The sequence below is a fragment of the Streptomyces odonnellii genome, from assembly GCF_000981895.1.
Taxonomy (GTDB): domain Bacteria; phylum Actinomycetota; class Actinomycetes; order Streptomycetales; family Streptomycetaceae; genus Streptomyces; species Streptomyces odonnellii.
On sequence record NZ_LATD01000040.1, the window covers coordinates 1 to 16167 of the forward strand.

At 72.0% G+C, this 16167-nt stretch carries 13 protein-coding genes and 1 pseudogene; 8 read left to right on the top strand and 6 right to left on the bottom strand.

Features of this window, described 5'->3' with window-relative positions; translation table 11 throughout:
- Positions 1-530, bottom strand: a pseudogene (locus WH07_RS06055) (peptidyl-tRNA hydrolase); the annotation flags it as partial.
- 116 nt (positions 531-646) lie between these two features.
- Between WH07_RS06055 and WH07_RS06060 the strand changes: the two are divergent.
- Together WH07_RS06060 and WH07_RS06065 are read left to right on the top strand one after the other, a co-directional pair.
- Entirely contained in the window at positions 647-1324 is a 678-nt protein-coding gene (locus tag WH07_RS06060) for an AIM24 family protein (protein ID WP_046496242.1), read from the top strand.
- 29 nt (positions 1325-1353) lie between these two features.
- Entirely contained in the window at positions 1354-1518 is a 165-nt protein-coding gene (locus WH07_RS06065; protein WP_157877253.1) for a hypothetical protein, read from the top strand.
- A 46-nt stretch (positions 1519-1564) separates the two neighbouring features.
- Here the strand turns inward: WH07_RS06065 and WH07_RS06070 are convergent, their stop codons facing one another.
- From WH07_RS06070 to zapE, 4 genes are all read right to left on the bottom strand, one after another.
- The gene (locus tag WH07_RS06070) at positions 1565-2392 is read right to left on the bottom strand and encodes a polysaccharide deacetylase family protein (RefSeq protein WP_046496273.1); all 828 of its coding nucleotides are present in this window, start codon (positions 2390-2392) and stop codon (positions 1565-1567) included.
- A gap of 97 nt (positions 2393-2489) precedes the next feature.
- Positions 2490-3383, bottom strand: coding sequence for a PPK2 family polyphosphate kinase (locus tag WH07_RS06075; RefSeq protein ID WP_046496275.1), 894 nt, complete (start codon positions 3381-3383; stop codon positions 2490-2492).
- 226 nt (positions 3384-3609) lie between these two features.
- Entirely contained in the window at positions 3610-4038 is a 429-nt protein-coding gene (locus WH07_RS06080) for an OsmC family protein (protein ID WP_046496246.1), read from the bottom strand.
- Positions 4039-4214: 176 nt separating this feature from the next.
- Complete coding sequence (gene zapE / locus WH07_RS06085; RefSeq protein WP_046496248.1) at positions 4215-5324, bottom strand: cell division protein ZapE; 1110 nt, start codon at positions 5322-5324, stop codon at positions 4215-4217.
- A 37-nt stretch (positions 5325-5361) separates the two neighbouring features.
- Here zapE and WH07_RS06090 point away from each other — a divergent pair, with 37 nt between their 5' ends.
- The 6 genes from WH07_RS06090 to WH07_RS06115 all read left to right on the top strand — a co-directional run bounded on the left by WH07_RS06090 (position 5362) and on the right by WH07_RS06115 (position 13320).
- Complete coding sequence (locus WH07_RS06090) at positions 5362-6252, top strand: pyrimidine reductase family protein (RefSeq protein WP_046496249.1); 891 nt, start codon at positions 5362-5364, stop codon at positions 6250-6252.
- A gap of 190 nt (positions 6253-6442) precedes the next feature.
- On the top strand, positions 6443-6913 hold the full coding sequence (locus WH07_RS06095; RefSeq protein ID WP_079022987.1) for an indole-3-glycerol phosphate synthase: 471 nt from the start codon (positions 6443-6445) through the stop codon (positions 6911-6913).
- 49 nt (positions 6914-6962) lie between these two features.
- Positions 6963-8366, top strand: coding sequence for a UDP-N-acetylmuramate--L-alanine ligase (gene murC, locus WH07_RS06100; protein WP_046496254.1), 1404 nt, complete (start codon positions 6963-6965; stop codon positions 8364-8366).
- Positions 8367-8375: 9 nt separating this feature from the next.
- Positions 8376-8783, top strand: a complete 408-nt coding sequence (gene msrB / locus WH07_RS06105; RefSeq protein WP_046496256.1) for a peptide-methionine (R)-S-oxide reductase MsrB — start codon at positions 8376-8378, stop codon at positions 8781-8783.
- A 167-nt stretch (positions 8784-8950) separates the two neighbouring features.
- Positions 8951-9277 (top strand): trypco2 family protein, encoded by a 327-nt coding sequence (locus WH07_RS06110; RefSeq protein ID WP_232788737.1) that lies wholly within the window; start codon positions 8951-8953, stop codon positions 9275-9277.
- Positions 9278-9288: 11 nt separating this feature from the next.
- Entirely contained in the window at positions 9289-13320 is a 4032-nt protein-coding gene (locus tag WH07_RS06115; RefSeq protein WP_157877255.1) for a S1 family peptidase, read from the top strand.
- Between the two features lie 67 nt (positions 13321-13387).
- Here the strand turns inward: WH07_RS06115 and WH07_RS06120 are convergent, their stop codons facing one another.
- On the bottom strand, positions 13388-15925 hold the full coding sequence (locus tag WH07_RS06120; protein WP_046496261.1) for a GTPase-associated protein 1-related protein: 2538 nt from the start codon (positions 15923-15925) through the stop codon (positions 13388-13390).
- Between the last annotated feature and the right edge of the window lie 242 nt (positions 15926-16167).

Below are 16167 nucleotides of genomic sequence, written 5' to 3' on the forward strand. Positions count from 1 at the left end.
GGGTCGGGGGCGGGCGGTGGCGCGGGGTCGGTCAGATCGGTGCCGGAGACCTGGAGCTTGGCCAGCTCCTTGGGCCAGCCGTCGAGCGGTACGGGCGGGAAGACGCGTACCTCGGCGGGAGGCGTCTCGTCCTGGGCACCCGGCGTGCCGTCCGCCGGGGGAGCCGTGCCCGGCCCCGGCCCCGTACTCGTACCGGTGCCGGTCACCGTGAGGCCCGGCAGCGCCGAAGCCCGGCGCCACTCCGCGCCGCGCGCCCGCCGTACCACCTTGCGGATCCTGGCGTCCTGCCAGTCGCGCATCGCCCGCGCCCACTCGCCCTCGCCCAGCGACCGTTCGTCGGAGAGCATCACGAGCACCGCGCGGGCCGCCGTCTCCAGGGCGTCGGTACGGGCCGGGGGCGCGGCCTTCTCGATATGGACCACCAGCGGCAGTACGAACTGCGGGGCCTCGTCGCGGTCCGTCCGCTCGTGCCGGAAGGGGCTGTCGGTGCGGGTGGCCTCGCCGCCGCTGCCGGCGCCCGTGCTGGTGATGTCGTCGCTGTCGCTGCTCACGCGTCCAGTCTGCCAGCCCCTCCCGCCGCTTCCCGCGGCCGGAATCCCGGCCGGAATCTTGGCGGAATGAACGCCTCCGGGCGAGGATGCACGCCATGAAGAGCGATCTGTTCAACACGGAACATCTGGCCCAGCCGGCGACCGCCCCCGGGATGAGCCTCCAGAACTCCAAGTCGATCAAGTACGCCGTCAACGGCGAGATGCACGCACGGCAGGGATCCATGATCGCCTACCGGGGCAGCCTCCAGTTCGAGCGGAAGAGCCAGGGCATAGGCGGCATGCTCAAGCGGGCCGTCACCGGCGAGGGCCTGCCGCTGATGGCCGTACGCGGACAGGGCGAGGCCTGGTTCGCACAGGAGGCCGCCAACTGCTTCATCGTGGACATCGAGCACGGCGACTCGCTCACCATCAACGGCCGCAACGTCCTCTGTTTCGACGCGACCCTCTCGTACGACATCAAGACCGTGAAGGGCGCCGGCGTGACCGGCGGAGGACTCTTCAACAGCGTCTTCACCGGTTACGGCAAGCTCGGCCTGATCTGCGAGGGCACCCCGATCGTCATTCCCGTCACCGCGCAGGCGCCGGTCTACGTCGACACGGACGCGGTCGTCGGCTGGAGTACCCAGCTCGGCACCTCGCTGCACCGCTCGCAGTCCGTCGGTTCGATGATCCGCGGCGGCTCGGGCGAGGCCGTGCAGCTCATGCTCCAGGGCGAGGGCTTTGTGATCGTACGGCCGAGCGAGACCACCCCGACCAAGCCCACCGCCCACTGACCTGGGCGCCAGTGGGTACGCTCGACGGCATGGGTGCCATGGAGGAGACGGCGGCGGGGACGGCGCCGGAGACCGTTCACGCGGACTGTGTGGAGTGCGGTGAGCCGACCGAGTACCCGGAGTCGGTCAGGGGCGCGACGCGCTGCCCCGTCTGCGAGTGGCACGAGGCCCAGCGGACGGCCTGCTCGGGCTGAACCGCGCGCGCCACCGGCCCGCTCGCTCGCGGCGCCGTACCCGCCCTCAGCGCCGCATCAGCTCCGAGACCTTGACGAAGCGGTAGCCCCGCTTCCGCAGCTCGGGGACGATCTTCGCGACCGCCTCCTCCGTCGTGGGCGCCGCGCTGCGCGTGCAGTGCATGACCACCAGTGAGCCCGGCTTCACATCCTTCAGCACCTGCTCGGCCACCGCGTCCGCGTCCGTGGCGAAGGCGTCCCCGCTGACGACGTCCCACTGGACCGCGGTCACCTTGGTGGGGGCCAGCGCCCGCAGCGCGTTGTCGTCGTAACAGCCGCCCGGGAAGCGGAAGTACGGCACCACGTTCCGCACGCCCGCGGCATGGAACGCGCTGAACGCCCGCTGCACATCAGAGGCCATCTTCTTCCCGTCGATCGTCGGCAGCCCGTAGCAGTCGCCGGTGAAGGCGTGGTGGCTGTACGAGTGGTTGGCGACCTCGAAGAGCGGGTCGCCGCCGATCGCCTTGGCCTGACTCGGGTACTGCTCCGCCCACCGGCCCGTCATGAAGACCGTCGACGGCACGCCGAGCCGCCGCAGCAGCGCGATCAGGGCCGGGTTGTCGAACTCCTCACCCTCCGCCGCCCGGTCACCCTGGTCGGCCGTCATATCGGCGTCGAAGGTGAGCGCGACGGTCTTGCCCGCGGCCAAGGTGCCGCGGGTGAAGACGGGTGTCAGACCGTCGGCGGCCGGTGCCAGGGTCGGGATCCTGCTCCCGTGTCCGGGCGCCCCGGCGGAGTGGGGGCGGGCGGTGGACGAGCGGGAACCGGTGTCGGAACCGCAACCGGTGAGAGCGAGGGTGAGGGCGAGACCGAGTCCGACGACGGGCGTGAGCATGCGTACATATGTGGTCACTCACGGAAAATATATGATGATCTGTCCGTAAGTGGTGCACGGCACACCCTCGGCGCTCCGCTGTCCGTCCACGTGTCCGTCAGGGCATCGACAGCAGCTTCTCCCGCGCCTCCCCGACATCGAACTCGCCCTTCGGATACGCCGGGTCCATCGCCTCCAGGTGTTCCAGCAGCAGGGTGCTGATCGCCCAGTTGCGGTACCACTTGCGGTCCGAGGGGACCACGTACCAGGGGGCCGCGTCGGTGGAGCAGCGTTCGAGGGCCAGTTCGTAGGCCTCCTGGTACGCGGGCCACAGGGCGCGGTCGTCGATGTCCGCGGGGTCGAACTTCCAGTGCTTGTCCGGGTTGTCCAGCCGTGCCAGCAGCCGGGCGCGCTGCTCCTCGTAACCGATGTGCAGGAAGACCTTCACCACGGTCGTGCCCCGGTCGGTGAGGCCCTGTTCGAAGCGGTTGATCTGGCCGTACCGGCGGCTGAGATCCCGGCGGGGAGCCAGCTCGCGGACGCGCGCGATCAGGACGTCCTCGTAGTGCGAGCGGTCGAAGATCCCGATCTCGCCGGGGTGGGGGAGTGCGTGCTTGATCCGCCAGAGGAAGGGGTGGCTCCGCTCCTCGGCGGTCGGCGTCTTGAACCCTCTGTACCGGCAGCCCGCGGGATTGAAGTGCCCGATCACATGCTTGACCGTGCCGCCCTTGCCACTGGTGTCCATGCCCTGGAGGACGAGCAGCAGCCGGCGCGGATCGCCCGCCGTGCTGGCCGCGTACAGCCGGTCCTGAAGCCCGGCGAGGCGTTCCGCCAGGCGGGTGAGTTCGTCGAGGGCCGCCGCCTTGTTCTCCGGTCCGGCGGGGACGGCGTGGGAGTCGTACGAGGAGAGGTCGACGGCCTCGCCCTCGGGGACGCGGAGCAGCTCGCGGAGTGCGGCCTGCGGCTGGTCCGGCCGCTTCTTCTTCTCCTTCTTCGCCGCTGTCTTCGCCACCTTCTTGGCCACCGCGCACCCCTTCCGCTCAGGTCGGTTTCCCTAGAGCGTGCGCCGGATCCGTACGGTCCGCGACCGCTGGCCGGTGGACCGGGAGCCTGGGCCCTGTCCGCTCGGACGGGGCCTGGCCGTACGGGACGCCGGTGACGCGTGCGCCGGCCGTGCCGCACGGTCCGGTGGACCGGGGCACGGCCGGCGCGAGGTGATCCGGGCCGCTCCTGGCTGATCAGGAAGCGAGCGAGGCGCTGAGCGTGATGGTGGTGCCCGAAAGCGCCTGGCTCACCGGGCAGTTCGCCTTGGCGTCCTCGGCGGCCTTGACGAAGCCCGCCTCGTCCAGGCCCGGGACGACGCCCTCGACACTGAGGTGGATACCGGTGATGCCGGTGCCGGGCTGGAAGGTGACGTCGGCCTGGGTGGTCAGCTTGGTCGGCGGGGTGCCGGCGTTGGCGAGACCGTGCGAGAGCGCCATCGAGAAGCAGCTCGAATGGGCGGCCGCGATCAGCTCCTCCGGGCTGGTCTTGCCGTTCGCCTGCTCCGCGCGGGAGGGCCAGGAGACCGCCTGGTCGGCGATGCCGGAGGAGTCGAACGAGACGGTGCCGGTGCCCTGGAGGAGGTTGCCCTCCCAGACGGTGTGCGCCTGGCGCGTGGTGGCCATGGTGGAACCCTTCTGCTTGGTACGTGGTGGTACAGGGTTACGTGGTGGTACTGGGTGATGACACGAGTCACCGCGGCGTGCTCCCGGCCCGCCGCGGCTTCCGGGCCCGGCGGACCCGCGGAACCCGTGGGTCCCAGGACCCGCCGGACCCACCGGGGTCTGCCGCGGCACCGAACCTACTGGGCCACAAGCCCCTTGGCGTCCCGTGCCAGTGCGGTCAACCGGGAGATCGCCCGGAAATATTTCTTCCGGTAGCCGCCGTTCAGCATCTCTTCGCCGAACAGCCGGTCGAAGGGGAGACCGGAGGCGAGGACCGGGATCTCCCGGTCGTACAGCCGGTCGGCGAGGACCACGAGCCGCAGCGCCGTCGACTGGTCGGGCACGGGGCCGACATCGGTGAGGCAGACGGCCCGTACCCCGTCGGTGAGCGCTCCGTACCGGCTCGGATGGACCGTGGCGAGATGGCCCAGCAGCCCCGGGAAATCGTCCAGGCTGGCGCCCTCGGTCGCGTACGCGGCCCTGGTCACCTGCTCGTCGGAGTACGGCGCGGGCGCCTCGGGCAGACCGCGGTGCCGGTAGTCCTCGCCGTCGATGCGCAGCGGGCGGAACTGCGCGGCCAGCCCCTGGATCTCCCGCAGGAAGTCGGCGGCGGCGAACCGGCCCTCGCCGAGCTTGCCGGGCAGGGTGTTGGAGGTCGCGGCCAGCGCCACGCCCGAGTCCACCAGCTTGCGGAGCAGGCTGGAGATCAGGACGGTGTCGCCGGGGTCGTCCAGTTCGAATTCGTCGATGCAGAGGAGGCGATGGGCGCCGAGGGTCTGTACGGTCTGCTGGAAGCCCAGCGCCCCGACCAGGTTGGTCAGCTCGACAAAGGTGCCGAAAGCTTTCTCTGTGGCCGGGGCCGGGGCCGCGTGCCAGAGGGATGCCAGCAGGTGTGTCTTGCCGACGCCGTAACCGCCGTCCAGATAGACCCCGCGCGGCCCGGTGGGTTCGGCGGGCTTCCTGGCGAACCAGCGCCGCAGGCCTCCGGACCCGGACCCCGATCCGTTCGGCCCCCGGGCTCCGCCGAGGCCCGCGGCGAAAGCGCCCAGAACGGTGACCGCCTGGGACTGACTCGGCCGGCCGGGGTCCGGGACGTATGTGTCGAAACGTACGGAGTCAAAGCGTGGCGGCGGCACCATGTCCGCGACCAGACGGTCGACGGGAACGTATGGCTCACGGGCGCAGAGCGCGACCGGAGCCGCTTCGGTGGCCGGCCGGTGGCCGGAGGCGGCGGTGGAGTACGACACAACTCTTCACTCTATGCGCCGTGCCAGACTGCTTCGCATGCGACGCCTGTTCCCTGTGACCGATCAGACACCGTCCGCCGAGGTCCCGGGCCGGGGCCCGGGCGTGGACCGCGAGTGGACGTTCGACGAGCTGGCGGACGCGTACGCCTATCCGGCATCGGTCCGGGGTGCGGCGGGTCCGGGTGCGGCGCCGGGCGCGGGTACGGCTGTGGATTCGGGCGCGGTCGCGGAGCCGGGCGCGGTCGTGGAGCCGGCGGCGGGAGGGCGGCCCTGGCTCCGGGCCAATATGGTGTCCACCCTCGACGGCGCCGCCCAGTACGACGGCCTCTCCCAGCCCATCTCCTCCGCCGCCGACATGCGGATCTTCGGCACCCTGCGCGGGCTCGCCGATGTGGTGGTGGTCGGCGCGGAAACGGTTCGGCTGGAGCAGTACCGGCCCGCCAGGACCCGGCAGGCCTTCGCCGCGCGACGGGCCGCCGCCGGCCAGGCGCCCGCGCCCGCCATCGCCGTGGTCAGCGCCGGTCTGAACCTCGACTTCTCGCTGCCCCTGTTCAGCGAACCGCTCGTCCCGACCCTGCTGGTGACCGGGGCCGAGGCGCCCGCCGACCGCGTCCGGGCCGCCGAGAAGGCGGGCGTGGAGGTGCTGATCGCCGGCGAGGGACCCGGCGCGGACCCGGCTCGTACCGTACGCGTCCTGGCCGAGCGGGGGTTCGTGCGGCTGCTCACCGAGGGCGGGCCCCGGCTGCTCGGGCAGTTCGTGGCGGCGGGCGTCCTGGACGAGCTGTGTCTGACGCTGTCTCCGGCCCTCACCGCCGGGCCCGCGCAGCGCATCGCGGCCGGCCCGGGTCCGGCCGTACCCGAGCGGTTCGTGCTCGTATCGCTGCTGGAGCAGGACGGGTTCCTGTTCGCCCGGTACCGGCGCGCCTGACCCCGCGCGGACGGCGCCCCGATCGCTGCGGACGCGTCTGCCGACGCGTGTGACAATCGGCGGAATTCCCCGTTCCGGTTAGCTTCCTGTGGGCAGACTTACTCTCGCAGACCCCGTGCGAGCACGGGGAAGGATGGTTTCAGCAGTGGGCCGGAACGGCCCATGAACATGAAGACGAAGGGCGCCTGTCGTGTTCAGAAGCGTATTGATGATCGAGAAGCCCCTGACGCCCGGGGACGTGGAATTCGTCACCACCCTCCACGGCGACGAACCGGTGTCCTTCGTTGTGCTGATGCAGCCCCGCGGCGACCAGGCGGACGTCCTGCTGCGAGCCATCGACGATGTCGCGCTCGGCGAGCTGAGGGACGCCGCCAGGGAGGGCGGTACGCCCGAGGGCGTCCTCGCCAGACAGCCCGCGGAACTGGCCCTCCAGGCCTCCCTCGAAGCCCTGCGGGCCCAGGGCTCCCAGGCCAGCGGCCAGGTCGTCGAGGAACATCCGCTGGACCACCTCAAGGGTGTCGTGGAGGAGTCCGGCGCCGACGAGGTGATCGTGCTGACCGAGCCGCACTACGTGGAGGAGTTCTTCCACCGGGACTGGGCGTCCCGGGCACGTCACAAGGTCGGCGTACCGGTACTCAAACTCTTCGCCCACAGCGAATAGGCTGGGACGACACGTTTTCCTGTCGCCCGCGCACCTGGGAGAAGCACGTATGGCACCGGCACCCGCTGTCCCCGCCGTCATGGAACGACCGCACTTCATCGGCATCGGCGGCGCCGGGATGTCGGGCATCGCCAAGATCCTCGCCCAGCGCGGCGCCAAGGTCGCGGGCAGCGACGCCAAGGACTCGGCGACGGCGGAGGCGCTGCGCGCGCTCGGCGTCACCGTGCACATCGGCCACGCCGCCGCGCACCTCGCGGAGGACGCGTCCTGCGTGGTCGTCTCCAGCGCCATCAGGGCCGACAACCCCGAGCTGGCGCGGGCCGCGGAGCTGTCCGTACCGGTGGTGCACCGCGCGGACGCGCTGGCCTCGCTGATGACGGACCTGCGCGCGATCGCCGTCGCGGGCACCCACGGCAAGACGACCACCACCTCCATGCTGGCGGTCGCCCTCACCGAGCTGGGCCTCGACCCTTCGTACGCGATCGGCGGCGATCTCGCGGGGCCCGGTACGAACGCGCGGTACGGCGAAGGGGAGATCTTCGTCGCCGAGGCGGACGAGAGCGACCGGAGCTTCCAGAAGTACGACCCCGAGGTCGCGATCGTCCTCAATGTCGAGCTGGACCACCATGCCAATTACGCCTCCATGGAGGAGATCTACGAGTCCTTCGAGGCGTTCGCCGACAAGATCGTCCCGGGCGGCACTCTGGTGATCTGCGCGGACCAGCCGGGCGCGGTCGAACTGGCCTCGCGGGTCCGCGCCCGGTCGGCGGTCAAGGTCGTCACCTATGGCGAGGACCCGGCGGCGGACGTACGCGTCCACAAGATCACCGCACGCGGCCTGGCCAGCGAGGTCACCGTCCTGCTCGACGGCCGGCTGCTGACCTTCGCGGTCTCGGTCCCCGGCCGCCACTACGCCCTCAACGCGGTCGCCGCCCTGGCCGCCGGGGTCGCGCTGGGCCTGCCCGCCCACAATCTGGCCTCCGCCCTCGGCGCGTACACGGGCGTCAAGCGCCGCCTCCAGCTCAAGGGCGAGGCCGCGGGTGTCCAGGTGATCGACTCGTACGCGCACCACCCCACCGAGATGACCGCCGACCTGGAGGCGATGCGCGCCGCCGCGGCCCCCGGCTCCCGGCTGCTGGTGGTCTTCCAGCCGCACCTCTTCTCCCGTACGCAGGAGCTGGCCACCGAGATGGGCCAGGCCCTCGCCCTCGCCGACGCCTCACTGGTCCTGGACATCTATCCGGCCCGCGAGGACCCGATCCCGGGGGTCACCAGCGCCCTGATCACCGACGCGGCCGCAGCGGCGGGTGCCACCGTGACGGCGGTGCACGACAAGGGCGCGGCCGTGGCCGCGGCGGCGGGAATGGCCGGGCCCGGTGATCTCGTTCTCACCATGGGCGCGGGCGATGTCACGGACCTCGGCCCGGACATCCTGGCCCGCCTGACCGACTGAGGAGAGCGCATGTCGTACGACATCGACAAGCCGGACGAGCAGTGGCGCGCGGAGCTGTCGCCCGCGGAGTACCAGGTGCTCCGCAAGGCCGGCACCGAGCCCGCCTTCACCGGCGAGTACACGGACACGAAGACGCCCGGCGTCTACTCCTGCCGGGCCTGTGGCGCGGAGCTGTTCCGCTCCGACACCAAATTCGAATCGCACTGCGGCTGGCCGTCCTTCTACGACCCGAAGGACTCGGACGCGGTCGAGCTGATCGAGGACCGCTCGCACGGCATGGTCCGCGTGGAGGTCCGCTGCGCCCGCTGCGGCTCGCACCTGGGGCATGTCTTCGAGGGCGAGGGCTACCCGACCCCGACGGACCAGCGGTACTGCATCAACAGCATCTCGCTGCGGCTGAGCCCGGACGCGAGCTGAGCGGACGAGAGCTGAGCGGACGAGGGCCGAGACCTGACGAGAACTGAGTGGGGCCGTGGCGTCGTGAAGTCGCGCCGCCACGGCCCCGCCGCGCGCATGGCAGCGCCCCCGCACTCCAAGTAGCCTGGGCCGTCAGCCTGTTGTGACCACAGGAGTCGGGGGAAGCAGTGAGTTCAGCAAGGCAGGACGAGGAAATCGGTTTGGCGGCGGCGCTCGGCGCCATCCGCCGTGAACTGGCCACGGCGATGGGCGAGGCCGAGGCCGAGGGAGGGCCGCTGCGCCTCGGTGTGACCTCGCTCGAACTGGAACTGCAGACCACGCTCACCCGCAGCGGGGATGTGAACGGCGGCATCAAGGTCCATGTGATCTCCGCCGGGCTCAAGCGCTCGCAGAGCGACAGCGAGGTGCAGACCCTGCGTATCCAGCTCGATGCCCGCACGATCGCGGGCGAGTTGGTGCAGACGAACGACCGGTTGAGCGCGCCGCCGCGGTGACGGGGGCGGAGATGAGCTCATCGTCTCGGCAACCTGTCCCGGAACCCGGCCGGGTCGCCCGTGTCTCGGTCTCCGTCGAGGGCTCCACGGACATCGCGTTCGGCAGTGGGTACCGGATCTCCAACCGGCTGGTGCTCACCGCCGCCCACCAAGTCGTCGGCACCGGCACGGTCCTGGTGGACCTCGGTGGCGACGGCGACTACCGGCCGGCGGAGCGGATGTGGCAGGACGAGCGTACGGACGTCGCACTGCTGAGGTTCGCCGAGGCGCCGCCGACCAAGGTGACACCCGTACGGCTGGGCCGGGTCGACCGGGCGCGGGCGGCGACGGTCACGGCTGACGCGCTCGGGTATCCGGCTCACACCGACATCACCGACAGTCACGTCGGCGAACGTTGGCGCGGCAGGCATCATGTCTCCGGCCGGATCGCGAACGCCGACACCGGGTCACCGGGGACCCTGCGCTTCCAGCTCGACAGCACACCCGCCCCGGCCGCGCCCGGCGACAGTCCCTGGAAAGGCATGTCGGGTGCGGCGGTGATCGCCCGGGACTCGGGGCTGCTGGTCGCGTTGTTCCGCGGCCATGCCCCCTCCACCGGCGTCAGTGCCCACGAGGTGTCCGCGCTGGACGCCATCGACGACCCCCGGTGGCGCGAGTTGCTGCTCGCCGAGGGCGTCTCGCCCGATCCGCGCCCGGCACTGCCCGACGGCTGGCGCACCGGAGGCCATCTGACGTTCCACCACGAGTACGTGGACACGGTGGCGGCCAGAGGCTCGGAGCTGACGTCGCACCGATTGCCGTTCGTGGACCCGGGCCCTCGCCACCCCGCGTCACCGCGGAACGTTCTGGACAGGCTGACCGAACTGGCCGCCGAGGCCGGGACCCGGATCGGCGTGGTGCTCAGCGGTCCCTCCGGGACGGGCAAGGAACGGCTGCGGCTGGAGACCGCCGTGCTCGCCGACGAGGAGGGCTGGCTGGTCATCCACCTGGACGAACAGGTGTCCCTGGAGGCCGCCTGGGCGAGCGTCCGTCCGTACTCGCGGCGCGTACTGCTCGTCGCCGACGACATCGAGTCACTCACCGACAGCGAGATGACCGTCAGTGGACTGCGCTCGGCCGCGGTCGCGGCGGGCAGCGCACTCGCGGTGCTGGTCAGCGCCCGGACGACGGCCCTGAAGAACGCCTGGTACAACCCGCTGCGCCCGCAGCACACCTTCGACGACATCGAGGTGCCCGCGGGCCCGGGCCATCAGACCGCCGTCGTCCGGATGGCTGTACGGACCCACGCCGGCGCCGCCGTGCAGCAGATCGGGGAACGCCGTGTCGTGAGACTGTGCGCGGGTCCGCCGGCCATCGCCCTGCTACTGGCCCAGTACTTCCACAACGAGGCCGTCCGCGGGCACGACCTCAGCCGGGCCGTTCCCCTCGACGCGGGAGACATCACCGGGTGGCTCCGCCATGTACTGGACACGGAGCGGCTCACTCTCCCGCGGCCGGCCGAGGACCGCTACGCCTGGGACGGTGAGCCCGAGCCGCACGCGCGGCTGGTCGACGTCGCGAAGATCGCCGCCTCGGCGCCGCGCCCCCGGGAGGGGTTCGACGCGGGCCTCGACGGGCTGATAGGCGTCCTGAGCGGGGTCGGACTGCTGGAGGAGCGCGGTGGGGCCGTGCACATGGCGCACGACCTCTACACCGATCAGTTGCTCTCGCGCGTTCTGCTGAAGGGCGACCTGGCCACCGTCCGCACCACATGTCTGGAGGCCGTACTGGAGACCGGTCTCAGCGGTCCCCAGGCCCTGGGCAATGTCATCAGGGCGTTGAACCGGCTCCACGACGCGCTCGGCGAGACATCGGGCGGGCAGCTCGCCGGCACCGTCGAACAGTGGTTCAACCGGCGGATCGACAACCTGGGCCAATTGATCGCCGAGGACCCCCAGGGCCGCGCCTTGCTGGCCCTGCTGCGCGGAGGCGCGTGGCGGTCCCTCGTACAGCGGTCCCCGGCCGCGGTCGTCGAGCCCTGGCAGCGGCGCAACTTCCTTGATCCTCAAGCCCGTCACGCGCTGGTCGCCGCGGCATCGTATCTGGACGCCTCCCACGGACAGTCCTATCTGATGGGCTGGATCGACAAGAACGCCGTCCTCCCGCAGGCCGCGTTCGCCTTCGAGAAGGCGCTGCCCGCCGAGGGAGACGACCCGGCGTTCGGCGAGTGGACGGTGAACTACGCGTACGAGTACGTCACCCACAACCCGCAGCGTCTCCAGGCCTCGCGGGTCTTCGTGCGGCTGCTCGACACCTCCAAGGGCGGCATGTCACCGCGTGACCCGCGCGCCGCACAGGTGGTCACCTGGGCACTGGGCTGGCTCAGCCGCCACGCCACCAGGCCCGAGGCGGGCTTCGTCGCCCCGCAGCTCGTGCTGCGCCCCGAGGTCACCGGCCCCGAACTCGCCGCCACCGCCCGCTATCTGCTGGACACCGTGGCCACCCGCGATCCACGCGAGGCCAGTTTCGCGCTCGAACCCGTACTCAGGCGGCACCGCCTCCGCAAGGATCTGCCCGAGGCGGTCTTCAAGCAGGCGGTGAAGGACTCACTGGCCTGGCTGGAGGCGGACGATGGCTACGGACTGCTCGCCGAGGCCGGATACGTGCTCGGTGAACTGCTCTGCCGGGGCCTGCCCGGCCGCGACGACACTCCCCGCGCCGTGGAGTGTGCCTGGCGCTGGCTGGACCGGCATGTCGATTCGCCGCAGGCCGGCCTCGTACTCGATCCGCTGCTCACCAAGGCCCGGCAGCGGGCCGCCCGCGCGGAGGCGATGCTCACCCCTGACGAGTGCGCCGAGCTGGCACGCCTCACCACACGCTGGCTGTCCGGGCCCGACTCCGAACGCCGCCAGCGAGCCAGTGTCCTCGGCGCACTGCTCCGCACCAAGCTCCTCGACGACGACCACGAGGTACTGGAACGCCACGCTCAAGCGGCCCTGGAGCTGCTCGACGACTCGTCGGGCCCCACCCTGGCGCGCACCCTTCTCCCGCCCCTCCTGGCCAAGGCGCTGGACGACGGCACCAGGAACCGGCTGCTGGACCTGACATTCGGCTATCTGCGCCGCCACCCGGTGAGCGAGCACAGCAGTTACCCGCTCACCGCGCTGCTGAGCCGGAACCTCACCGACGGTCAGTTCCGGGACGCGGTGACCGCGACGCTGCGCTGGGTGGACGCCCACCCCTCGGAAGAGAGCGCCTTTCGCCTGCTGGCCAGAGCGTTGGGCAGCCCCCGGGCCGCCCCGCCCGACCGTGGCAGGCTGGCCGGTCGCGTGGTCAGGATTCTCTCCGTCGACCTGCTGGTCACCGATCAGCAGCATCATCTCACCCGGGATCTGCTCAGATACCGCGGCGAGATAGGCCCCGAGTGGAACCGCTTCGTCGCCCGGGCGTGCCGTGTGCTCGCCGACGCCGGGCTGCCCAGCAACACGATGACAGTGCTGCGCTCCATGCTGAAGGGTGCCGACCGGCTCGACGCGCCGACGCTGGAGAGCCTCCACTTGACCTGTGTCACCTGGTGCGAGGTCCATCCACGCACCCCCCGTACCTCCGAACTCCTCTCCCCGGTCCTAGCCAGCCGCGCGCTGTCACCGGCCGTACGGCCCAAGGCCCTGGCAGTCGGCCACCGGCTGCTCGGTCCCAGCACCGCACGCACCCAGAACAGCGGCAAGCTGCTGGTCGCGCTGCTACGGCTGGGCGGCCCCGATCTCGTACCGGACGGCGAACCTCCTGGTGTGCCAGCGGCGGACCGTGTTCTGGGCATCTCACTGGACTGGCTCGACGCCTGGCCGAACGACAGGGGTGCCTTCACGCTTCTGCAACAAGTGGCGCACCGGCTGCGGCAGGGCGCCGGAACGGCCTACGGTCCGGGGACGCCCGGTTCGGCGCGGGCCGAGCGCGCCATCCGGCACCTGGACGCCTGGCTCGCCCGGAACACGGAGGCCGACCCCGAGGCACGCGCGGCCGCGGAGGCCCACCGCCGCGATCTCGCGAACCGGGTCGCGTAGCCGCACCGGCCGATCGCATGGGCCGCCCCGGCGTCTTGCCGCGGCGGCCGATGCCTCCACCGTGCGGCTACTGCTTCTTGCCGTCGCCCTTCTTCCCGCTGTCTCCGCGGGGGGTCTCGCGGGTGCGGGCGGGGAAGCGGATGCCCAGCCGGGACAGGGCGCCCGGGCGGTTCCAGGCCTTGAACTCCTCCGCCTTGCGGTCGCCCGTACGCTCCAGGCTCCGTTCGACCGAGGCGATGTCCTTCGCGGAGAGTCCCCGTACGGCCGGACGCAGCACCTTGTCGAGCAGCGCCGACCTGGTCTGTTCCCAGGTCGCGTTGGCGCCGGGCAGTGCCGTCCAGGTGGTGAAGCAGTGCGCCACGAACTCCGGTACGGTACGCAGCCGTTCGCGCACCCGGTCGTCCTGCGCGGCCCTGCGGTACGCGGCGGTGAGATCCGGGTCGCCGCAGTGGACGAGCGCGTACAGCTCCCCCTCCGGCCGCTTCTCGGACAGCAGTTGCCGCGAGAGGGCGCCGAACACCTGCTCAAGTACGCCCGGTTCGACCGGTTCCGCCGTCGCACGCAGGGCCAGTGCCCGGTCGGTCCAGCCGGGCTTGGCCCGGCCCGCCGTGAGGTCCCCCGCGAATTCGAGGAGCTGGAGGGATCCCCGTACCCGCGGTTCCAGTTCGTCGGGGAAGCAGCGCAGCAGATCGTGGGCGAGGCCGGGGGAGTCGGGGCTGTCGCCTGAATCTTCGAGCGCGGCCCTGACGAGCACCCGCCAGGTCCCGGCGGTCCGGTGCGCGTCCGAGCCGGTCTCCGCGAGGATCAGCCGGGCCTCGCCGGGCGCCGGAGCACCGCCGTCCCAGACCAGCCGTACGGCGGTGCGCAGGACGAACGGGTCGGCGAACGGCGAGACCCCGCAGGCCCGCAGCACGGAGCGCAGGACGGTGATACGGTCCCGCTCCTCCGGCGCCGTGACAGCCGGGCCGACCGTACCGGCCAGACCCTTCGGGCCCGCCACCTCCGCGCACATCCGCAGATGCGGTATCGCCTGGACTTCCGTGAGGGGAAGGTCGATACGGCCGAACAGCCGGGCGGCGGCGGCCGGATCCGCCGCGGCGAGCGCGTCGAGTTCGCTCAGCAGCGTGGTACGCAGATCGAAGTACTCCTCCAGCGCCGTCCGTACGGCCGGGGTGTACGCGGCCACCGGATCGGCGATCAGCGCGTGGGAGAGGCGGCGTGCGAGGCCGGGCAGCAGGTCCGCGCAGTCCACACCGAGCAGTTCGGCGACGCGCAGCAGCTCCGCCGCCCGTGAGGTGCCCGCCGGGGAGGTCGCGTCGGCGCCCTCGCCGTCGCCTATGCCCGCGCGGAGTTCCGGCTCCAACTGACCTGCGAGGCGCGCCTTGAGGTCCTCGGGGAGCGACACGATGTGCAGAGCCGGCAGATCGAGCCCGGCGGCCGGGGTACGCACGGCCTCGGCCAGGACGAGCGCCGCGAGCGGTGCGGTCGTACGGGCCGGAGCCCGGCCGCCGAGCACGGTGAACAGCTGTGCCAGCGCGGTCGCTTCGGCCGGGCCGCGGTCCGCGGCGGGCGCGGCCAGGGCCTCGACGAGCCGCTCGAGCCGCTGCCCGTCCAGCGCGTTCGGGTGCTCGTACACCCAAGTGGCCGCCGCCGTACGGCCGTTCGTGCCCGGGGATATACCCGCGCACAGGGCGGCGGCCGCGAGCGGGCCCGGGTCGAACCGGCCGCCCGGCAGCGCCGCCGCCTCCTCGAACAGCTCAGGGGCCCTGGCCTGCCAGATCTGGGCGGCCGTCTCGTCCCAGGCGTCCACGGCGGGCGCCGCCGCTCCGGCCGGCCGTGGCGCCGTGCAGTCGAGCACGAAGTAGCGGTGGCCGATCCCGGCCAGCTCCGCGGTGTCCTCCGGCAGTACGCCGATGATCTGCTGCGCGGCGCGCTGGGGGTGCCGGGTGTACGTGGTGAAGGTCAGCCGGTGCGCGTCGGGGCCCGGCAGCACCGCGCAGGCCAGTGCGATCCACCGGGCCACATCGGCGCTGTGCCGCTCCACGAGCACGAGCTGAGGGGCGGACTCCCCCTCGGCGAGCCCGCGTACGGCGGCGAAGAACCCCGCGAGCCACGGAGCGCGGGAGGCCGCGAACGACACCAGCTCACGCCGGTCGAAGCCACGCGACGAGGGCAGCCGGTCCAGCGGCGCGAGCACGCCGCCCTCCGGTGCCCCGGCCGCCCACTGCGGCGAGCCCCAGGTGCTGATGGGCGGCGCGCCGACGGAGAGCGTGGCCTCTCCCGGGAGCTGTACGGCATGGGCGTGGAAGGTGCCCCAGACACCGGTGTGGTCGGCTCCCGCGTAGACCGTCCTGGCCAGCAGCCGACTGCCGTCGGAGAGCACACTGAGGCTCAACGACTGCGGGAAAGCGGCGAGTTCGGCGGTGGCGGGCCGCAGCGGCGCGCCGGGCGGCGGCTCGTACCCGAGGAGCTGCTCTGCCTCCTTGAGGAACGAGTCAGGGACACCGGGCGTGACCGCCGTGATGCGGAAGCCCGGTCCGCCGAGGGCCGGCGGGCCGTCGGCGCCCGGGACGGCGGACGTGAAGAGAAGCTGCGCCAGGCTCATGCGCCGGCCCCTTTCGGTCCCGGTCCGCCCGGCGCGGCCCGTTCGGCCGGTGGGGGCAGCGGCGCCGCCGGGGTGCGGCCGGTACAGCGGGGGCGGACGACGGTCGTCATGTCAGCGAACCACCAGGTGTAGCGGGGGAGCGTTCGTCGAGACGCGCGAAGGCGGCCCGACGGCCGTGGACGGCCACGCGGGCGTACGGACCGGGCAGCAGCCCGTCCCGACCTCGCGCCCGACCGTACCGG